We start from the raw sequence: 19,624 nt of genomic DNA, 5'->3' as shown, positions 1-19,624 counted from the left end.
TTGGGATCGACGTTAGGTCGAAGGGGTGTCTGTGCGCGTCGGGGGGAATCCCCAAAGCGCGGAGTGGGTCATAGGGGTTTGACGGACGCGAGCACCCTGGCCGACTGGGCGCGGTTGCCGGCCGCCTCCGCGGCCGTCTCCGTGGCGTGCGGTGCGTCGTCGAGAGCCATCCGCAGACGGCTCATCAGGTCGGAGCGCGAGGTGGCGCCGAGGCGTCTGCGGATCCGGGCGATGTGGTGCTCGGCCGTGCGCGGCGAGATGAAGATGGTTTCGCCGATCTCGGCGTACGTCTTGCCCTGGAGCACCAGCGCCGCGACCTCTCGCTCGCGTTCGCTCAGGATGCCGGAACCCTCGGCCGTGCGCGCGGGCGTCGGAATCGGGCCCGTGTCCGTCGCCGGGGCCGCGGGCGTCTCCACGCGCTCGCGCGGGTGCAGCTGACGGGCGCACGCGAGCAGGCGCGCGATGATGCGTCGATCGGTCGACTTGCTCGCACCGTGACTCGCCAGGCGTGCGCCGTCCCACGCGAACCCGCTCGCGGCGAGGCCGGCGGCGGACTCCTCGATAGCATCCACGTCGACGACGCCGGTCAGGACGTCGGTCCACACGCGTCCGGCACGCGCCAGGCGCGCGGCCAGGGGCGAGTGCTCGGCTGCGGTGCGCAGGGCTCGCGCGTGCACCGTGAGTTGCTCGGGGCTGCCCAGCAGGATGCTGGCGTGCAGTCCCGACCACTGCAGGCTCGTCTCCCACAGGGCCGGTCGTCCCAGATCGGTCAGCAGCTGCTCGGCCCGCTCGAGCGACGAGCGCACGGCGCTGAACTCGCCCACGCGCGCCGCCGAGACGGCGAACTCGCCGAGGGGGACGAGGGTGAACAGGTCGAACTGCACGCGCAGCAGCGACTCCTGCGCGCGCTGCCAGACCGGCGGGAGCTCGGAGGGCTGGCCGTTGCGGCGAACGAGCCCGAGCTCGACCGCATCGGCCAGCAGGCGATCACGCGCACCGAGCGGACGTCCGCCGGTCGCCGCGCGCAGGGATTTCTCGGCCTCCGCCGCGTGCTCGCGCTGCAGAGCGACCCAGGCGCGCCAGAGCCGCAGTCGGGGGGCGGCCCATGCTCCGCCCTGGGCGCCGGCGATCGCGGCATCCAGCACCCGCTCGGCCACGGGCGCCTCGCCCAGGTGCAGGGCGACGAGCGCGGCGATCACGGCCGGCAGCTCGGGCAGGGGGGAGTCGCTTCCCGACGCGGTGTACATCTCGCTGGCACGCACGAGATCCTGCAGACCGTCGTGCTCGCCGGTGTCGAGCGAGGCCCGCAGGCCCCGGGAGAGCAGTTCGAGCGAGACGCCGTGGGCTGTCGGGATGGTGCGGACGGCTGCGGGGACTTCCGTTGCGGCAGGATCGGTGCGACCGGCGCCCGCGGCGGCGATCGCCCACTTCGCCCGGCTCTCCGACGTCGTCGGAACGCCTCCGCGGAACACCTGCTCTCCCAGGTCCATGTCGCCGCGCATCGCCCAGACGGCGGCGGCCATGTCGAGGGCGGCATCGCCGGGGGCGTCGACGCCGGCGAGGAGCCGGTCGACGAAGGTCCCGGCGGCATCCACGTCGCCCAGTGCCCAGGCGGCCCGCGCGCGACGCAAGGCCAGCGCGGCCGAGGGGGCTCCCGCGCGATCGGCGGCCTCGTAGAGCTCGGCCGCCTTCGCCGGATCGCGCGACAGTTCGCGGTCGCCGTCGGCGAGCAGGGCGGATGCCACTCGCTCGTCCGTCGTGCCGCCGAGCAGCGCCTGCACGGAGGCGGCGTCGCGGACGAGTCGTGCGGAGTACAGCTCGAGCAGGCGGTCGGCGGTCAGTCGTGCGCGCACGGCGTCGCGCACGAGCGGCACCGTGCGTCCGCCGCGCTGCAGCAGGCCGGCGTCGTAGCCGGCGGCGCATGCGGGGCCGGCACCGGCATCCAGCGCGGAGCGCTCGTCGAGGCACAGCGCTTCGACGGCGAGACGCAGCGACGGGTCGAGGGAGTCGATGCGGTGCGACACGAGGTCGTCCAGAGATCGTGCGATCTCGTCGTGGTCGCACCGGCCGTCGCAGATCGCGTCGCCGTGCAGCACGAGCGCCTCGGCGGTCAGCCAGGCGAGTCCTCCGGTGGCCTCCAGCAGGCGCGAGAGGCAGTCCCGCGAGCCGTCGGTCGCCTCGGCTCCCAGGTGCGCGGTGAGGTCGGACATCGTGACGTGTCCGAGGAGCATCGGCGGCTGGTGGCGTTCGATGTCGTCGATCAACGCCCGAAGAGCGGGGGAGTCGGGGTTGGGACGGGTGGCGAGCAGTACCGTCGCGGTCCCCGTCCGCAGCCGCTCCGCCAGCGCGGACAGCGTGTCATCGTCGAGCAGGTGCGCGTCGTCGACCATGACGACGGCGTTCTCCGCGGGAGGCAGATCGGAGAGGTGCGTGAGGGCGACGGGTGAGGCGCCGGCCGCACTCAACGCCGCGAAGAGGTGGCGTAGAACGCGGGATTTCCCGGAGCCGGCCGTTCCCACGACCGCGAGCGGCGCGGGCTCGACGGCCGCCACGGAGGCGTCGAGGAGGGCGCGTGCGACGCGCGGCAGCAACAGCGACTCGAGGTCGCCGTGGGCAGCATCGGAGGACGTGTTCGAGATCGACATCGGCGGTGATCTTCCGTCGCCGCGCGTCAGGGCGTGGGCTCGGCGGAGGCGGGCGGCGTCTCGGGTGCCGGAGAACTCGACTCGACCGGCTGCTCCGACGGCGGCGAGGTCTCGGTCGGCGGCGGGTTCTCCGTCGACGGCGACGGGGCCGGCTCCTCGGTGACCGGCGGCGGGTCGGTGACCGGCGTCTCGGTACCCGGCGTCTCGGTGCCCGGCGTATCGGTCGGCGAGGTGGTCGGGGCCGGGTCGGAGGGAGAGGGGGCGGTGGTGGTCGGGTCGGTTGACGGGGTGCCGGTCGAGGGCGTACCGGTCGAGGGGTCCGACGGGTTCGACGATGACGGCTGGGTGGCCGGGGCGGCGTTTCCGCCTCCGCCGCCGCTGCCCGAGGCCTGCTGCTGCGAGGAGGGTGCCGCGGAGGGGCTGCGCTGCTCAGCGGCCTGGGGGGTCAGGCGCTGGGGGGTGCGCTGACGTTCCTCGCTCCGGTTCGCGGAGCGGGGCTCCTCGGGGGCTGCGGCCTCCTGCGGAGCAGAGGGCTGCTCCGCGACGGGCGCCACCTGAGGAGCGGCGATGCTCGCCGGGGGAGCGGAGGGCAGGTCGAGCGCGTCGAACACGCGCACGTCGAGGTCGGCGGCCATGGGCTGCGAGGTGACGACCATGCCGGTACGTGCCAGGATGCCGACGCCCAGGGCGGGCACGCTGACCACGCCGACGCTCACCGTGAGCGCGGCGACACCCGCGGCGACGTACGCCGTGGCGGGAACCCGTCGGAACCACGGCGCGCGCTTCTCGCTCCGCTGAGCGGTGAAGACGGACTCGGGGCTCGCGTCGTCGTCGTCGCGGTCGTCGTCGTCGTCGACCGGAGCGTCGTCGAGGGCGAGGAGGCGGTGCGCATCCAGGCCACCGCCCGCGGCGGTGCGGGCGGCGCCGAGGGCGATGATCGCCTTGGGGTCGGCGTCGATGGCGATCGGACGGTCGAAGCGCTCCGAGAGCAGCTGCGCCACGCGCGGGATGCGGGAGGTTCCTCCCGTGAGCAGGATCGCGTCGAGGTCGTCTGCGCTCAGCCCGGACTGCTCCAGTGCGATCTCGAGCACCTCGACGGTGCGCTCGATCTCGGGCTCGATCATGTCCTCGAACTCGGCGCGGGTCAGCCGGACGGCCCCGTGTCCGTCACCGATGAGTACCGGCACGACGGCCTCGCCGTCGAACGACAGCGATTCCTTGGCCTCCACGCACTCGCGTCGGAGCGATGCCAGCGCCATGCGCAGTCCCGCGTCGGACTCGACGCCCGCGAGAGCGGATGCCGGGATGCCGGCGGCGCGCACGGTGTGGCGCAGCACGATGTCGTCGAAGTCGGCGCCGCCCAGGTCGGGGATGCCGATGGGGCTGCCGACGAAGTCCACGTTGCCGTCGGGCATCTTCTGGAGGATGACGGTGTCGAAGGTGCCGCCGCCGAAGTCGTAGACCGCGAGCGCACGGCCGCTGTCGAGGGGGTGGGTCGCTTCGTAGTGGCGGGCCGCGGCCTCCGGTTCCGTGATGACCTGCACATCGCTCCAGCCGAGGCGGCCGATGGCATCGCGCACGAGCTGTGTGCGGTAATCGCCCCAGGTGACGGGAACCGAGACGGCGATGCCGGCGGGGTGCTGTCCCTCGCGCTCGACCGCGGTGCCGATCACCCAGCCCACGACGAGGGCGTAGAGGTCCTGCGGTGAGAAGCGGCGGTCGCCGGCGACGATGGGCACGTCGTCGCCGATGCGACGTTTGAACTCGCGGACCAGGCGCTCCGGCTGGGCGGTACCTCGCCGCTCCGCCGCGTCCCCGAACAGCAGTCCGCTGTCCGAGACGAAGACGGTCGTCGAGGTGCTGTCGGCGTTGCGCCCCAGTGGCAGCGATGCCGCCAGCAGTGCACCATCGGGCGCGGAGCGCGCAGTCGCAGCCGCAGTCCTGCTCGTCCCGACATCGATCGCCAAGAAGTACGGCGTAGCCATGTGTTTCGACCCCCCGGGGGCGCACGGCAGTGCCGCGTGGCACCACCGAATCCCCCGACTCTTAGAGTTCGACAACGAACCCGTTCGTGTTCCACCGACGAATACCCCCTGTATGCGTCGGCGCTGTGCCAGAAGTGTTGCACACCCGTAAACAGGATGAAAGGGCAGGTGAGATGGGTATGACTCAGGGCGTAAAGATGCAATACTTCGCGCCGCTCCGACGCACGTTGGCGGCCGTCTGCGCGTCGAGGCCGAGCCGGTCGTCTCGCGTCCTGGCGGCCGCGATGGGAGACACGTTGGCACTCGCATTGCACGAGTGCCAACCCTTCTCTAGACTCTGGTTAGCACTCTCCCCGCGTGAGTGCTGACAAGTCTTCTGTAACGAGAAAGAGGTAGACCGTGTCGGTTTCCATCAAGCCGCTCGAGGACCGGATCGTCATCAAGCAGGTCGAGGCTGAGCAGACCACCGCGAGTGGTCTCGTCATCCCCGACACCGCCAAAGAGAAGCCGCAGGAGGGCGAGGTCGTCGCCGTCGGCCCCGGCCGCATCGACGACAACGGCAACCGTGTCCCCCTCGACGTCGCCGTCGGCGACCGCGTGCTGTACAGCAAGTACGGCGGCACCGAGGTCAAGTTCGGCGCCGACGAGTACCTGGTGCTCTCGGCTCGCGACGTCCTGGCGGTCGTCGTCCGCTGATCGCGTGACTCTGACGAAGGCCCCGGATGCCACGGCATCCGGGGCTTTCGTCGTGCGGTCGGCCTGCGCGGCGCGGCGCTCGCCTGCGGGGACGGCAGGGAAGCGGGGCTACTCGGCGGCCTCCGCCTCCGCGGCGCGCATAGGCTGAGGAAGTGACCCCCGCTCCTCTCGCACCCGCCGGCGGGAGCACCCGCGGCGCGCTGTATGCGCTGAGCGCCTATCTGTTGTGGGGCGTCCTACCGATCTATTTCCTGCAGCTCAAGCCGACAGACCCCTTCGAGGTCGTGGCGTGGCGCATCGTCCTGGCGTTCGCGTTCTGCCTGCTGCTGCTCACCGTGTTGCGCGCGTGGCGCCCCTTCCTGGCGATCGTGCGGCAGCCCCGACTGATGGCGCTCACCGCCCTCGCGGGTGTGCTCATCTACGTCAACTGGCAGACGTATCTGATCGGAGCGCTGACCGACCATGTCATCGAGACGAGCCTCGGCTACTTCACGAACCCGATCGTCACGGTCCTGCTCGGGGTGATCGTGCTGCGCGAGCGCCTGCGCGTCCTTCCGTGGATCGCGGTGGGCATCGCCGTCGTCGCGGTCCTCGTCATCGTCGTCGGCTACGGCTCCTTCCCATGGATCGCCCTGACGCTGGCGTTCTCGTTCGGCTTCTACGGTCTGGTGAAGAAGCAGATCGGCCCGTCGGTCGATGCCGTGAGCGGTCTGACCCTCGAGTCGCTGTGGCTCCTGCCCGTCGCCGCGATCCAGTTGGTGTTCGTCGCGAACATCTCGGGGATCACGCTGGGCTCGGTGGGGGCGCTTCACACGGTGCTCCTGCTGTCGGCCGGTGTCGTGACGGCCGTTCCCCTGCTGCTGTTCGCGTCGGGCGCCCGGCGGGTGCCGCTGACGGTGATCGGGCTCCTGCAGTTCGTGGCGCCCGTCATCCAGTTCGTCATCGGGGTGTGGGTGCTCCACGAGCCGATGACCCTCGAGCGCTGGATCGGCTTCGCGCTCGTCTGGCTGGCCCTGATCCTCTTGAGCGCCGATTCGATCGTGGCCTCGCGGCGTCATCGCCCGGCCCTGGCCGATGTCGCCGAACCGGTGTGAGCCCCGCGATTTCTGCGTTTACCGGCTGAATCCGTCCGTTCCCGGTGCGAAGTCGGCGACCGTTACGCGCCCGTGACCGCGGGGACGCACATCGTTAACGAACGGCAACATGCGGAAAACCTGCATCCGATTAGGTTGGGGGAATCAGGTGACCCCATGGGTCTTCCCCGCGTTCATCCACAGCAAGGAGCACTATGAACGTCTTCCCGCGCACGCGCAGCGCCCGACTCCTCGGCGGTCTCGCCCTGGTCGGCGCCAGCGCGCTCGTCCTCGCCGGTTGTGCCGGTGGTGGTGGCGGCGACGCCGCCGCACCCAGCGAGTCCTCCGGCGGTGGCGGCGGTGCCGTATCGACGGCCGACGGTGCCTTCCACGTCGGCACGATCCTTCCCGCCACGGGTAACCTCGCCTTCCTCGGCCCGCCCGAGGTCGCCGGTGTCAAGCTCGCCGTGAAGGACATCGAGGCCACTGGCGACGCGTTCCCGTTCTCGGTCGAACTCACCGAGCGCGACTCGGGTGACACGACCACCGACATCGCCACGCAGTCGGCGACCGAGCTCGTCGACGCCGGTGCCGACGTCGTCATCGGTGCCGCTTCGTCGGGTGTGTCCTTCACCTTCATCGACCAGCTGGTCAACGCGGGCGTGGTCCAGATCTCGCCCGCCAACACCTCGCCCGACTTCACGACCTACGCCGACGACGGGTACTACTGGCGCACCGCGCCCTCCGACGTGCTGCAGGGCCGCGTGCTGGGCAACCTCATGACCGGTGACGGTGCCGCCAACATCGGCATCATCTACATCAACGACCCCTACGGCATCGGCCTGAAGGACAACGCGACGACGGCCATCGAGGCCGCCGGTGGCGAGGTCTCCGTCGCGGTCCCCTACAACCCGGGGGACACGGTCTTCACGTCGCAGGTCGATGAGCTGCTCGCGGCTCAGCCCGACGCCGTCGCGGTCATCGCGTTCGAAGAGACGTCGTCGATCATCCCGCAGCTCGTGAGCACGCAGGGCTACGCCGCGTCGAAGGTCTACTTCGTCGACGGCAACCTGTCGAACTCGTACGAGTTCCCCGCCGGTACCCTCCAGGGCGCCAAGGGAACGCTGCCCGGCAACCCGGCCGACACGACGTTCCAGTCGCGTCTGAAAGAGGTCGACCCCGCGCTGACCGACTTCAGCTACGCACCGGAGTCCTACGACGCCGTCATCGTCGCAGCTCTCGCCGCGGCGCAGGCCAAGGACGACTCGGGCACCGCGATCCGCGACAACCTGCAGTCCGTCTCCGAGGGCGGCGAGAAGTGCACGACCTTCGCCGACTGCCTCGAGCTGATCAACGCGGGCACCGACATCGACTACGACGGTGTCTCCGGCCCGATCACGTTCGACGAGAACGGTGACCCGACCGAGGCGTACATCGGCATCTACCAGTACGGTGCCGACAACAAGTACACCCTGCTCAACACGGAGTTCGGCTCGCTCAACGAGTGACCTGACCACCACGCGAAGGGCCCGGATCTCAGGATCCGGGCCCTTTCGTGTGGAGACGGCCCTTCGGCGCCGAGCACGGGGTCCAGACCCCGGGTCAGACCACCGGGGTCAGCGCGCCGGGGTCGGACCACCGGGGTGGATCCGCCGGAGGTCAGCCCGCCGGGCTCAGCCCGCCGAGATCAATCCGCAGGCGCGAGCGGTGAGCACCAGCAGGGCATCGGCGACGTCCTTCGACCTGTCCAGCGGGATCACCACCTCGCGCTCGTCCACGCGGGCGACGAGGTCGAAGAGCGTCCCCACTTTGTCTTCGGCGATGGCGTGGGCGTCGCAGCGCTGGGGTACCACGGTCACGTCGATGCGGGACGGCGCGTCGCCTGCGGCGACCGTCACGTTCAGCGGCGCCTCGCTCCCGGACGCGAACCGCAGCAGCACGGTTCCCCGCAGGGCGACGAGTTCCGCTGACCCCTCACCGGTGCGAGCCGGCTCGACGGCGAGGTGCAAGACGATCGATCCGTCCGGGCCGGACTCGGCGCCCGATGCCGTCACCCGGACGACGGATTCCAGGTCGTCCTGGTCGCACGCCGTGGCGCTCAGGCGCGCGAGCACGTGGAGAGCATCGACGACGGACACCGTGGTCGGCGTGCCGTCGATGGTGACAGTCCCGGCGGCGGCGGCTTCGTCGACGCAGCGAACGGCGGGCAGCAACACCGGAAGATCGACGGTGCGTCCCGGGGCGAGGGTCGTCGGTCGTTCGGCATCCCAGTCCGCCGGAACCTCGAGCACGGGGGAGAAGAGGGAAGCCGCCGTGACGGTCGCCGAGGAGGTCGAGGTGTTGGTCACGCGCAGTTGCACCCTGTCCACGGCGATATCGCCGCGCTGTCGCACGAGAGCGACGTCGAGCGACGGAGCGGGTGACGTCGTGGCTGAACATGCCACGAGTGCGGCGCTCAACAGCGTGAGCGCCGCACTCGCGACCATCCGGTGCCGGATCAGGCGTCAGGCTCCTTGTGGTCGCGCTTGGCGTCCTCGTCGGCGGCCAGTGTGCCGAGGTACAGCTCGATGACGCGCGGATCGGTGAGAAGCTCCCGGCCGGTTCCCGTGTACGCGTCCTTCCCCTGGTCGAGCACGTAGGCGCGGTGGCAGATCTGCAGGCACCGCCGTGCGTTCTGTTCGACCATGATGATGGTCACGCCCGCGCGGTTGATCTCGGCCACGCGCAGGAACGTCTCGTCCTGTCGAACGGGCGAGAGTCCGGCCGAGGGTTCGTCGAGCAACAGCACCGAGGGGTCCATCATGAGCGCACGGCCCATGGCGACCATCTGACGCTCTCCGCCCGAGAGCGACCCGGCGCGCTGGCGGCGCCGCTTGGCCAGCTCGGGGAACAGTCCGCTGACGAACTCGAAGCGCTCGGCGAACACCTTGGGTCGCTGGAAGAGACCCATCTGCAGGTTCTCCTCGATCGACAGGCTCGGGAACACGTTGTTGTTCTGCGGAACCATGCCGACGCCCTTGCCGACGAGCTTGTCGGCCTTGAGCGAGGTGATGTCCTCGCCGTTGAGCAGCACGGCGCCGCTGCGGATCTTCACCTGACCGAAGATGGCCTTCAGCAGCGTCGACTTGCCCGCGCCGTTGGGGCCGATGATGCCGATCAGATCACCCTGATAGGCGTCGACGGTGCACCCGTTGAGGATGTTCACGCCCGGCAGGTAACCGGCGACGAGGTCGTCGGTGCGCAGTACCGCGGTGCGCGTGGTGGTGGCGGTGTCGGCCATCAGAGCTTGCCGTCCTTCTCGTCGGCGATGAGCTCCGCTTCCGCCTCGGCGGCGGCCTCGGACTGGATGGTCTCGACCTGCGACGTGGTCATGTCGCCGAGATCGGTGTCGTGGTGGGCGCCCAGGTACGCGTCGATGACGGCCTGGTCGCTCATGACGGTGTCGGGCGGGCCCTCGGCGACGACGCGCCCCTCGGCCATGACGACGACCCAATCGGAGATGTGGCGGACCATGTGCATGTCGTGCTCGACGAACAGCACGCTCATCCCCTCCTTCTTCAGGTCGAGGATGTGTCCGAGCAGGCTCTGCGTCAGGGCGGGGTTCACACCGGCCATGGGCTCGTCGAGCATGACGAGCTTCGGGTCGCTCATGAGCGCGCGCGCCATCTCGAGGAGCTTGCGCTGGCCGCCCGACAGCGACGCGGCGAAGTCCTCGCGCTTGGCATCCAGTTTGAACCGGCGCAGCAGGTCGTCGGCCCGATCGATGTTCGCCTTCTCCTGCGATCGCCAGGTCGAGGGGATCAGGGCGCGGAAGATGTTCTCGCCCTTCTGCCCGCGGGCGCCGAGGAGCATGTTCTGCAGCACGGAAAGGCGCCCCAGCGACTTGGTGAGCTGGAAGGTACGCACCATTCCCTTGCGCGAGACCTTGAAGGCGGGCACACCGGCCAGGTTCGACCCCTCGAAGCTCCAGCGACCCGTGTTCGGCTTGTCGAAGCCGGTCAGCAGATTGAACAACGTCGTCTTACCGGCACCGTTCGGGCCGATCAGAGCGGTGATCTGTCCACGCGGGATCTCGAGGTGCTCGACATCGACGGCCTTGAGTCCGCCGAACTGCCGGGTGACGCCGTCGGCGACGACGATCGGGTCGACCTTGGCGCAGCCGGGCCGGACATCGCCCTTGACGAGCGGGTGGGTGAGGGTCGTGTCAGACATTGAACGACAGCTCCTTCTTATTGCCGAAGATGCCCTGCGGTCGGAAGATCACCAGGAGCATGAGTCCGATGCCGACGAGGATGAAGCGCACCTGGCCCGTCTGCGTGCTGGACATGAAGCCCAGGATGCCGACGTCGCGTAGCCCCACGATGATGCCGTTCGACAGCGACAGGAGCACCCAGAACAGCATCGATCCGACGATGGGGCCGAGCAGGGTCGCGGCGCCGCCGAGCAGGAGCGCCGTCCAGATGAAGAACGTCAGCGCCGTTCCGTAGTTACCGGGCTGCACCGCGCGGGGGAGGATGAACACCACACCCGCGAGGCCGCCCATGACGCCGCCGAGCACGAGGGCCTGCATCTTGTAGGAGTAGACGTTCTTGCCGAGGCTGCGCACGGCGTCCTCGTCCTCGCGGATGCCCTTGACCACGCGGCCCCAGGGGCTGCGCATCAGCAGGTAGACGAGGATCGTCGCGATGATGACGAGGCCCCAGCCGAACACGCGGACCCACCAGTCGTTCGCCGAGTAGGTCCACGGCCCGATGCCGTAGGTGCCGGCGGGCAGGGGGTTGAGCGCCTGGAACTCGCGGTTGTAGCCGTTCAGGCCCTGCGAGCCGCCGGTGATGTCGGTCAAGCCCACCGTCGACACGACGTAGCGCACGATCTCGGCCGCCGCGATCGTGACGATCGCGAGGTAGTCGGCGCGCAGACGCAGGGTCGGGATGCCGAGCAGGAAGGCGAAGAGCATGGACGCGCCGATGGCGATGAGGATGGCCAGCCACACCGGTGCCGAGAGCGAGAGCGTTGCGATGGCGAAGGCGTAGGCGCCGACGGCCATGAAGCCCGCCTGACCGAAGTTGAGCAGCCCGGCGTAACCGAAGTGCACGCTGAGTCCGATGGCGGCGAGGGCGTAGGCCGCGGTGGTCGGGCTGATGAGCTCGCCCGCGGCGTTGTTGAAGATCGAAAACCAGTCCATGTCGTCTTTCCTCAACCGATCCGCTCTTTACGACCGAGCACACCTTGCGGCCGGAACAGCAGCACGCCGATGAGCACGATCAGGGCCACCGCGTACCGCAGGTCGGGTGGGATGACGATGGTCGACAGCTCCGTGATGATGCCGATGATGAGCGAACCCACGAGTGCGCCGAACGCGCTTCCGAGTCCACCCAGCGTGACCGCGGCGAACAGCAGCAGAAGGATGGCGAAGCCCATGTCCCAGGTGACGCCGCGGTAGAGGCCGTACAGAACGCCCGAGAGGCCCGTGAGGGCACCGGCGAGCACCCAGACGATACGGATCACCCGGTCGACGTTGATGCCGGACGCGGCGGCGAGCGAGGCGTTGTCGCTGACCGCGCGCGTCGCCTTGCCGATGCGCGTGCGGGTGAGGAAGTACCCGACGAGGCCGAGCATCACGATGCTGATGCCCATGCTGATGATCGAGGTGAGCGTCACCGTGACGGGGCCGATGGTGACGTTGTCGGTGATGCCGGTCGCGATGTTGCGCGTCCCGCCGTCGAAGAAGTACAGGTACAGGTAGCGCAGCACGATCGACAGGCCGATCGTGACGATCAGCACTTGGACCAAGCCCACCCCGCGTCTGCGCAGGGGTTTGAACAGCACGGCATCCTGGGTCCACCCGAGCGCGGCCGACAGCACGACCGTCAGCAGGATCGCCAGCAGCAGGTTCCAGCCCATCGCCGTGAAGATGTAGAAGATGATCGCGCCGAACGTGAGCATCTCGCCGTGGGCGAAGTTGTTCACACCGGTCGTTCCGAAGATCAGCGAGATGCCGATCGCCGCCAGCGCCAGCAGCAGACCGAAGTTGAGGCCGTAGAAGAAGCGCGAGAACAGCGTGTCCCAGATGGTTCCGCTGGCCGCCGTCCCCTCGCCCGTCGGGAACAGGACGTTCACCGTGTTGGTCGTGCCGATCGTGACGTCGCGGGTGACGTTGTCGGGATCGCGCGGGGCGACGCCTTCGGGCAGCGTGTCCACCTGCAGCTCGGCCGTGTACGCGCCCGGTCCGGGGACGGCGACCGACCAGCGCCCATCGGCGCCCGTCGTCCCGGTCTCGGAGAAGCCCGAACCGGAGACGAGCACCTCGACGCCCTCGACCGGATCCTCGCCCGCGCGGATGATGCCGCCGATCGAGAATTGGGTCGACACGTCACCGGTGCCCGCCGAAGCGGCGGGGGTGGGCGCCTGCGTGGCCTGAGCGATCGCGGGTGACGCGAAGAACAGACTCAGGACGGCCATCGCGCTCGCGAAGAGCGAGACGATCACGGCCATGCGGGACAAAGTTCGCGATCGTATCGCGGTGGGGGAGGGGTGACCCACGGAATCTCCAGTTCGGCAGCGCTGACGAAGTCGTCCCGTCAGCTTCGACGGTCGACGCTACGAGCGTAATGTGTCGCGGGTGTTTCGCCGACCGGGTCGTTAGCGAACCGTGTCATGGCGGGTGCGCGCGGCGGCCAGCGTCCTCGGGAATGATTCGGAGCCTCCCGACGCTTAGAATCGCAGGCGGAGCACGCGAACCGCGCTCCGGCCGACGACGTCCCCTTTCAGACAGGCGCCGCGCGCGCAGGAGGATCCATGGAGCAGCACGACCCCTTCGGTTTCATCGGACTGACCTACGACGACGTGTTGCTGCTGCCGGGCCACACCGACGTCATCCCGAGCGAGGCCGACACGTCGTCGCGTCTGACCCGCCGCATCACGGTGGCGACCCCCCTGCTCTCCAGTGCGATGGACACCGTCACCGAGGCGCGCATGGCCATCGCGATCGCCCGTCAGGGCGGCATCGGGATCGTGCACCGCAACCTCTCCATCGAGGACCAGGCCGGCATCGTCGACCAGGTCAAGCGCAGCGAGTCGGGCATGGTCTCGAACCCCATCACGACGAACCCGGATGCCACGGTGGCCGAGGTCGACGCCATGTGCGCGCAGTACCGCATCTCGGGTCTGCCCGTGGTCGACCCCGACGGCGTGCTCGTCGGCATCATCACCAACCGCGACATGCGCTTCGTCTCGGGCTTCGAGCGCCAGACGACGAAGGTCAAAGACGTCATGACGAAGGACGGCCTGATCACCGGGCACGTCGGCATCCACGCCAACGACGTCATCGCGACGTTCGCCAAGCATCGCGTCGAGAAGCTGCCTCTCGTCGATGACGAGGGCAAGCTCGCCGGTCTCATCACGATCAAGGACTTCGACAAGAGCGAGAAGTACCCCCTCGCCACCAAGGACGACCAGGGTCGCCTGCGTGTGGGGGCGGCGATCGGCTTCTTCGGTGACGCGTGGCAGCGCGCCGAGGCTCTGCGCGACGCGGGCGTCGACGTTCTCGTCGTCGACACCGCCAACGGGCAGTCGGCGGGCGTGATCGACATCGTCACACGCCTCAAGGCCGACGCGTCCTTCGCGCACATCGACGTCATCGGCGGCAACGTCGCCACCCGCGAGGGCGCCCAGGCCCTCATCGACGCGGGAGTGGATGCCGTGAAGGTCGGCGTCGGTCCGGGCTCCATCTGCACCACCCGGGTCGTCGCCGGTGTCGGTGTGCCCCAGGTCACCGCGATCTACGAGGCCGCGCAGGCCGCGATCCCCGCCGGCGTGCCCGTGATCGCCGATGGCGGACTGCAGTACTCGGGCGACATCGCCAAGGCCCTCGTCGCCGGTGCGGACACGGTGATGCTCGGATCCCTCCTCGCCGGCACCGATGAGTCGCCGGGCGAGATCGTCTTCCAAGGCGGCAAGCAGTTCAAGCAGTACCGCGGCATGGGATCGCTCGGGGCGCTGCAGACCCGTGGCAAGAAGACCTCCTACTCGAAGGACCGCTACTTCCAGGCCGATGTGCCCAGCGACGACAAGCTCATCCCCGAGGGCATCGAGGGTCAGGTGCCCTATCGCGGCCCCGTCGCCGCGGTGGCCTACCAGCTCATCGGCGGCCTCCGTCAGTCGATGTTCTATGTGGGCGCTCGCACCGTCGAGGAGCTGAAGACCAAGGGCCGCTTCGTGCGCATCACCTCGGCGGGCTTGAAGGAGTCGCACCCCCACGACGTGCAGATCGTCGTCGAGGCGCCGAACTACAAGAAGTAACTCATCGTTTCGCGAGGGGCCGGGCAGGGTGCTGCCCGGCCCCTCGTCGTCGTCATCCGGCGGCTACGCTGGGCGCATGATCCGGCGGAGGAGTCACCCCGGGGCCTCGGTCTCCGCGCGGCGTACCGAGGCGTTCACCGACGGTGTCTTCGCGATCGCGGCGACGCTGCTGGTGCTGGGGCTGACCGACCAGTCGTTGGGATCGCCCGAGAACAACGGTGAGCTGGCGGATGCGCTCGTCAAGCTCGCGCACCCCGTCTTCTCCTTCGTCATCAGCTTCCTCATCCTGTGCCTCATGTGGGTCACGCACGTGCGGCAGTTCGAGTACATCGCCCGCGTCGACAGCCTCGGGATGTGGATCAACAGCTTCCGCCTGCTCTTCGTCGTGCTCGTGCCGTTCACCTCGTCGCTCAACACGACCTTCTCCGAGCTGCTGCTCGGGAGGGTGCTGCTGCCGGTGAACTTCTTCCTCGCGATCCTGCTCGGGTGGGTGCAGTGGGTGTGGGCGGTCCGCTCGGGAGCGATTCCCGACCTGACCCGCTCGGACGCCCGTCGGATGGGGCGCGCGGGTCTGAGTGCGGTCCTCATCAGCGCGGTGGTCCTGGCCCTCAGCCCTCTCCTCGGCTCGATCGCGTTCCTGCTCTTCGCCTTCGACGGTCTGGTCACGCGGGCGCTGCGCGGTGGCAACGACCCGGCGGAGGCGCCGTCCGCCCCCGCCGCCGGTGATGTCGGAGGGCGCGGGTAGGCTGGAGGGGTGACCATGGAGATCGACCTCGGCCGCGCCAAGCGCGCCCGCCGCGCTTACACCTTCGACGACATCGCCGTCGTGCCGTCGCGGCGCACGCGCAACCCCGAAGACGTCTCGACCGCCTGGACCATCGACGCGTTCTCGTTCGAGATCCCCGTCCTGGGTGCCCCGATGGACTCCGTCGTCAGCCCCCGCACCGCGATCGAGCTCGGCCGCCTCGGTGGCCTCGGAGTGCTCGACCTCGAGGGCCTGTGGACGCGCTACGACGACCCCGAGCCGCTGCTGGCCGAGATCGCGACCCTGCCGGATGCCGATGCCACGCGTCGCATGCAGGAGCTCTACTCCGAGCCCATCAAGCCCGAGCTCGTCCGTGACCGCCTCGCCGAAGTCCGCGACGCGGGTGTCCCCGTCGCGGGAGCCCTGACCCCGCAGCGCACGCAGGATCTCTACGAGACCGTCGTCGCCGCCGGCGTCGACCTCTTCGTCATCCGGGGCACCACCGTGTCGGCGGAGCACGTGTCGAAGGTCGCCGAGCCGTTGAACCTCAAGAAGTTCATCTACGACCTCGATGTGCCCGTCATCGTCGGCGGCGCCGCCACCTACACGGCGGCCCTGCACCTCATGCGCACCGGGGCCGCGGGCGTGCTCGTCGGCTTCGGCGGGGGAGCGGCCTCGACCACGCGCGCCACCCTGGGCCTCCACGCCCCGATGGCCACCGCCGTCGCCGACGTCGCCGGAGCCCGCCGCGACTACCTCGACGAGTCGGGCGGCCGGTACGTGCACGTCATCGCCGACGGCGGCGTCGGCACCTCGGGCGACATCGTGAAGGCCCTCGCCATGGGAGCGGATGCCGTCATGCTCGGGGTCGCGCTCGCTCGCGCGACCGATGCGCCCGGACGCGGCTTCCACTGGGGCCCCGAAGCGCACCATGCGAAGCTGCCGCGCGGCCGCCGTGTCGCCGTGGACCGCGTCGGTCCCCTCGAACAGATCCTCTACGGCCCGGCGCCCGTCGCCGACGGCACCGCCAACCTCATCGGGGCCCTGAAGAAGTCGATGGCCACCACCGGCTACTCCGACCTCAAGGAGTTCCAGCGCGTCGAGGTCGTCGTCGCCCCCTACGGTCACTGACCGGCACCGCATGACATCCGCCCCCGCGACAGAACCGGCGCCGCCGCAGATCTTCCCGCCCACCCTGCGGGAAGTGATGCTGCGTCCCCGCTGGATCGCCCTGCTGGCGTTCTCGCTCATCGTGGCGGGTGTGCTCGCGTGGCTGGGGCAGTGGCAGCTGGGTCGCGCGGTCGACACGTCGCCGCCCGAACCGGGCATGACCGAGGTCGTCCGTCCTCTCGCCGACGTCGTGAAGCCGGGTGACTACCTGCCCGAACCCCTCGTGGGTCAGCGGGTCGCGGTGACGGGAACGTGGGTGGCATCCGACTTCATCGTTGTCTCCTCGCGCTTCAACGACGACGTCGAGGGGTACTGGGTCACGGGCCAGCTCCGCGTCGCGGGTGTCGAAGAACGCACCTCGGTCGCCGTCGCGACCGGGTGGACTCCGAGCCTCGACCAGGCGAACGCCGCGGTCGCCGAGCTCGAGCAACAGGTCGCGGCCGACCCGACAGCCGTGGTCGAGGTCACCGGACGCCTGATCTCCGACGAGGGGCCAGCCGTGCCGCCGTCTGGTGCCGACCCCTCCACGCTCACGCGCATGTCTCCCGCCATGCTGCTCGGCCGGTGGCACGACATCACCGACGTGAGCGTCTACCGGCAGTACATCGCGTCGCAGACCGCCATCGGTCCGCTCGTCGACATCTCGTCACCGGCCCCCGACGAGCGCTCGCGGGTCAACTGGCTGAACATCTTCTACGCCGCCGAGTGGGCCGTCTTCGCCGGGTTCGCCCTCTATCTCTGGTACCGCCTCGCCCGCGACGCCTGGGAGAAAGAGGTCGAAGACCTCGAGGACGAGCAGGCGGAGGCCCTCGCGGCGGGGGCCGCGGCATCCCGCGAGTAGACTGGCATCCATGCCCCGCGCCCCCAAGCTCGCCTCGTTCCCGGCGATCCGCGGAGCCCTGAAGTTCTACCAGATCTGCTCGATCATCACCGGTGTCGGCCTGCTGCTGCTGGTCGCCGAGATGATCCTGAAGTACACGCCCATTCACGTGGAGCTGTTCCTCGGCGGTTCCGGTGGCTTCCTGTGGTTCGCGGATGCCGTGCCCGGCCCCGACTGCCAGTGGTTCTCGCTGTTCGTCCCCGGCGGCAGCGGCTGCGAGATCCTGTCGACCGGCGACGGCGTCAACGTCTCGCTCGCGATCCTCGTCGCCCACGGCTGGTTCTACGTGGTCTACCTCTTCTCGTGCTTCCGCGTGTGGAGTCTCATGCGGTGGCCGTTCCGCCGTTTCGTGTTCCTCGCGCTCGGCGGCGTGGTGCCCTTCCTCTCCTTCATCCTCGAGGTGCGCACCGCCCGGAGCGTGCGCGCCTACCTCGCCGAGCGCGAAGCCGCCCAGGCCGACGCTCCCGTTCCCACCCCGGAAGGCAACCGGTGACCGAACAGACCGAAACGTCCCAGCGTCCCGTCCTCGTCGTCGACTTCGGCGCCCAGTACGCGCAGCTCATCGCCCGCCGCGTCCGCGAGGCGGGGGTCTACAGCGAGATCGTGCCGCACACGGCGACGGCCGAAGAGATCGCGGCGAAGAACCCCGTCGGCATCATCCTCTCAGGCGGCCCGTCGTCGGTGTACGAAGACGGCGCCCCCAGCCTCGACAGCGGCGTCTTCGACCTCGACGTGCCGACCCTGGGCATCTGCTACGGCTTCCAGGTCATGGCGAAGGCGCTCGGCGGCGAGGTCGCCAACACGGGCCTGCGCGAATACGGCGCCACCGATGCCACGATCGTGACCGAGGGCACGCTGCTGCAGGGCCAGCCCGTCGACCAGAACGTATGGATGAGCCACGGCGACCAGGTGTCGCGCGCCCCCGAGGGCTTCGAGGTCCTCGCCCGCACCGCGCACACGCCCGTCGCCGCCTTCGCGAGCGACGCACGTCGCATGTACGGCGTGCAGTGGCATCCGGAAGTGAAGCACTCCGACCACGGTCAGCACGTGATCGAGAACTTCCTCCACAAAGCCGCGGGGCTCCCCGCCGACTGGAACAGCGGCAACGTCATCGCCGAGCAGGTCGAGCGCATCCGCCAGCAGGTCGGCACCAGCCGGGTCATCTCTGCGCTGTCGGGCGGCGTCGACTCCGCCGTCTCGACCGCGCTCGTGCACGAGGCCGTCGGCGACCAGCTCATCGCCGTCTTCGTCGACCACGGCCTCCTCCGCAAGGGCGAGCGCGAGCAGGTCGAGAACGACTACGTCGCCTCCACCGGTGTGAAGCTCATCACCGTCGACGCGCGCGAGACGTTCCTGAACGCCCTCGCCGGTGTCAGCGACCCCGAGCAGAAGCGGAAGATCATCGGGCGCGAGTTCATCCGCGCGTTCGAGCAGGTGCAGGCCGACCTCGTCGCCGAAGCCAAGGCCGAGGGCGAGCAGGTGCGCTTCCTGGTGCAGGGCACGCTCTACCCCGACGTCGTCGAGTCCGGCGGCGGCACGGGTACCGCCAACATCAAGAGCCACCACAACGTGGGCGGACTCCCCGAAGACCTGCAGTTCGAGCTCGTCGAGCCGCTGCGCACCCTCTTCAAAGACGAGGTGCGCGCGATCGGCCGCGAACTCGGTCTGCCCGAGGCGATCGTCGGTCGCCAGCCCTTTCCGGGGCCCGGCCTCGGCATCCGCATCGTGGGCGAGGTCACCGCTGACCGTCTCGAGATCCTGCGTGAGGCCGACGCCATCGCCCGCGCCGAGCTGACCAAGGCCGGTCTCGACGACGAGATCTGGCAATGCCCCGTCGTGCTGCTCGCCGACGTGCGCTCCGTCGGTGTGCAAGGCGACGGTCGCACCTACGGGCACCCCATCGTGCTGCGCCCCGTCTCGAGTGAAGACGCGATGACCGCCGACTGGACGCGCCTGCCCTACGACGTGCTGTCGAAGATCTCCAACCGCATCACCAACGAAGTGCGCGACGTGAACCGCGTCGTGCTCGACGTGACGTCGAAGCCGCCGGGGACGATCGAGTGGGAGTAGGCGTGACGCCTGCTCCCGCGCTGACGTCGTCGGCCGGCTCCGGGGCATCGCCCTCGGGT

General features: G+C 69.5%; 16 protein-coding genes. 9 read left to right on the top strand and 7 right to left on the bottom strand.

Annotated features, from left to right (window positions below; translation table 11 throughout):
- Nucleotides 1-68 precede the first annotated feature (68 nt).
- On the bottom strand, nucleotides 69-2,645 hold the full coding sequence (locus ACTJJP_RS06095; RefSeq protein ID WP_440774121.1) for a LuxR C-terminal-related transcriptional regulator: 2,577 nt from the start codon (nucleotides 2,643-2,645) through the stop codon (nucleotides 69-71).
- Nucleotides 2,646-2,671: 26 nt separating this feature from the next.
- Nucleotides 2,672-4,630, bottom strand: a complete 1,959-nt coding sequence (locus ACTJJP_RS06090) for an Hsp70 family protein (RefSeq protein WP_440774120.1) — start codon at nucleotides 4,628-4,630, stop codon at nucleotides 2,672-2,674.
- A 399-nt stretch (nucleotides 4,631-5,029) separates the two neighbouring features.
- Between ACTJJP_RS06090 and groES the strand changes: the two genes are divergently transcribed.
- From groES to ACTJJP_RS06075, 3 genes are all read left to right on the top strand, one after another.
- The gene (gene groES, locus ACTJJP_RS06085; RefSeq protein WP_039394204.1) at nucleotides 5,030-5,326 is read left to right on the top strand and encodes a co-chaperone GroES; all 297 of its coding nucleotides are present in this window, start codon (nucleotides 5,030-5,032) and stop codon (nucleotides 5,324-5,326) included.
- Between the two features lie 152 nt (nucleotides 5,327-5,478).
- Complete coding sequence (gene rarD / locus ACTJJP_RS06080) at nucleotides 5,479-6,420, top strand: EamA family transporter RarD (RefSeq protein WP_440774119.1); 942 nt, start codon at nucleotides 5,479-5,481, stop codon at nucleotides 6,418-6,420.
- Nucleotides 6,421-6,614: 194 nt separating this feature from the next.
- Complete coding sequence (locus tag ACTJJP_RS06075) at nucleotides 6,615-7,907, top strand: ABC transporter substrate-binding protein (protein WP_440774118.1); 1,293 nt, start codon at nucleotides 6,615-6,617, stop codon at nucleotides 7,905-7,907.
- Between the two features lie 165 nt (nucleotides 7,908-8,072).
- On the opposite strand, the gene ACTJJP_RS06070 is transcribed toward ACTJJP_RS06075, so the two are convergent.
- From ACTJJP_RS06070 to ACTJJP_RS06050, 5 genes are read right to left on the bottom strand one after another with little or no spacing between them, the layout of a single operon-like run.
- Complete coding sequence (locus ACTJJP_RS06070) at nucleotides 8,073-8,885, bottom strand: hypothetical protein (protein ID WP_440774117.1); 813 nt, start codon at nucleotides 8,883-8,885, stop codon at nucleotides 8,073-8,075.
- An 11-nt stretch (nucleotides 8,886-8,896) separates the two neighbouring features.
- Nucleotides 8,897-9,679 (bottom strand): ABC transporter ATP-binding protein, encoded by a 783-nt coding sequence (locus ACTJJP_RS06065; protein ID WP_440774116.1) that lies wholly within the window; start codon nucleotides 9,677-9,679, stop codon nucleotides 8,897-8,899.
- Nucleotides 9,679-10,611 carry an ABC transporter ATP-binding protein gene (locus ACTJJP_RS06060; protein ID WP_440774115.1) on the bottom strand — a complete coding sequence of 311 codons (933 nt, stop codon included), beginning with the start codon at nucleotides 10,609-10,611 and terminating at the stop codon, nucleotides 9,679-9,681. The genes ACTJJP_RS06065 and ACTJJP_RS06060 overlap by 1 nt, the downstream gene beginning before the upstream one ends.
- Nucleotides 10,604-11,584: a branched-chain amino acid ABC transporter permease gene (locus ACTJJP_RS06055; RefSeq protein WP_440774114.1), complete on the bottom strand. Its 981-nt coding sequence runs from the start codon at nucleotides 11,582-11,584 to the stop codon at nucleotides 10,604-10,606. Before ACTJJP_RS06055 ends, ACTJJP_RS06060 begins: the two co-directional genes overlap by 8 nt.
- Nucleotides 11,585-11,595: 11 nt before the next feature.
- Nucleotides 11,596-12,894: a branched-chain amino acid ABC transporter permease gene (locus ACTJJP_RS06050; RefSeq protein WP_440774166.1), complete on the bottom strand. Its 1,299-nt coding sequence runs from the start codon at nucleotides 12,892-12,894 to the stop codon at nucleotides 11,596-11,598.
- A gap of 303 nt (nucleotides 12,895-13,197) precedes the next feature.
- Here ACTJJP_RS06050 and guaB point away from each other — a divergent pair, with 303 nt between their 5' ends.
- The 6 genes from guaB (at nucleotide 13,198) to guaA (ending at nucleotide 19,565) form a co-directional block, all read left to right on the top strand.
- Nucleotides 13,198-14,700, top strand: a complete 1,503-nt coding sequence (gene guaB / locus ACTJJP_RS06045; protein WP_440774113.1) for an IMP dehydrogenase — start codon at nucleotides 13,198-13,200, stop codon at nucleotides 14,698-14,700.
- Nucleotides 14,701-14,776: 76 nt separating this feature from the next.
- Nucleotides 14,777-15,445: a TMEM175 family protein gene (locus ACTJJP_RS06040; protein WP_440774112.1), complete on the top strand. Its 669-nt coding sequence runs from the start codon at nucleotides 14,777-14,779 to the stop codon at nucleotides 15,443-15,445.
- Nucleotides 15,446-15,460: 15 nt separating this feature from the next.
- Complete coding sequence (locus ACTJJP_RS06035; protein ID WP_440774165.1) at nucleotides 15,461-16,576, top strand: GuaB3 family IMP dehydrogenase-related protein; 1,116 nt, start codon at nucleotides 15,461-15,463, stop codon at nucleotides 16,574-16,576.
- A gap of 10 nt (nucleotides 16,577-16,586) precedes the next feature.
- Entirely contained in the window at nucleotides 16,587-17,456 is an 870-nt protein-coding gene (locus tag ACTJJP_RS06030) for an SURF1 family protein (protein ID WP_440774111.1), read from the top strand.
- A gap of 10 nt (nucleotides 17,457-17,466) precedes the next feature.
- Nucleotides 17,467-17,988, top strand: coding sequence for a DUF3817 domain-containing protein (locus ACTJJP_RS06025; RefSeq protein ID WP_285138160.1), 522 nt, complete (start codon nucleotides 17,467-17,469; stop codon nucleotides 17,986-17,988).
- Nucleotides 17,985-19,565, top strand: coding sequence for a glutamine-hydrolyzing GMP synthase (gene guaA, locus ACTJJP_RS06020; RefSeq protein WP_440774110.1), 1,581 nt, complete (start codon nucleotides 17,985-17,987; stop codon nucleotides 19,563-19,565). Before ACTJJP_RS06025 ends, guaA begins: the two co-directional genes overlap by 4 nt.
- Nucleotides 19,566-19,624: the final 59 nt, after the last annotated feature.

The sequence above is a fragment of the Microbacterium sp. 22296 genome (assembly GCF_052045385.1).
Taxonomy (GTDB): Bacteria; Actinomycetota; Actinomycetes; order Actinomycetales; family Microbacteriaceae; genus Microbacterium.
This window is presented reverse-complemented; position numbering and strand designations above follow the sequence as displayed.

Coding starts and splice junctions, on each gene's coding strand:
- ACTJJP_RS06035 (WP_440774165.1), top strand. CDS start 15,461: ATGGAGATCGACCTCGGCCGCGCCAAGCGCGCCCGCCGCGCTTACACC.
- ACTJJP_RS06025 (WP_285138160.1), top strand. CDS start 17,467: ATGCCCCGCGCCCCCAAGCTCGCCTCGTTCCCGGCGATCCGCGGAGCC.
- guaB (WP_440774113.1), top strand. CDS start 13,198: ATGGAGCAGCACGACCCCTTCGGTTTCATCGGACTGACCTACGACGAC.
- ACTJJP_RS06065 (WP_440774116.1), bottom strand. CDS start 9,679: ATGGCCGACACCGCCACCACCACGCGCACCGCGGTACTGCGCACCGAC.
- ACTJJP_RS06095 (WP_440774121.1), bottom strand. CDS start 2,645: ATGTCGATCTCGAACACGTCCTCCGATGCTGCCCACGGCGACCTCGAG.
- ACTJJP_RS06040 (WP_440774112.1), top strand. CDS start 14,777: ATGATCCGGCGGAGGAGTCACCCCGGGGCCTCGGTCTCCGCGCGGCGT.
- ACTJJP_RS06050 (WP_440774166.1), bottom strand. CDS start 12,894: ATGGCCGTGATCGTCTCGCTCTTCGCGAGCGCGATGGCCGTCCTGAGT.
- ACTJJP_RS06055 (WP_440774114.1), bottom strand. CDS start 11,584: ATGGACTGGTTTTCGATCTTCAACAACGCCGCGGGCGAGCTCATCAGC.
- ACTJJP_RS06060 (WP_440774115.1), bottom strand. CDS start 10,611: ATGTCTGACACGACCCTCACCCACCCGCTCGTCAAGGGCGATGTCCGG.
- ACTJJP_RS06070 (WP_440774117.1), bottom strand. CDS start 8,885: ATGGTCGCGAGTGCGGCGCTCACGCTGTTGAGCGCCGCACTCGTGGCA.
- ACTJJP_RS06030 (WP_440774111.1), top strand. CDS start 16,587: ATGACATCCGCCCCCGCGACAGAACCGGCGCCGCCGCAGATCTTCCCG.
- ACTJJP_RS06075 (WP_440774118.1), top strand. CDS start 6,615: ATGAACGTCTTCCCGCGCACGCGCAGCGCCCGACTCCTCGGCGGTCTC.
- ACTJJP_RS06090 (WP_440774120.1), bottom strand. CDS start 4,630: ATGGCTACGCCGTACTTCTTGGCGATCGATGTCGGGACGAGCAGGACT.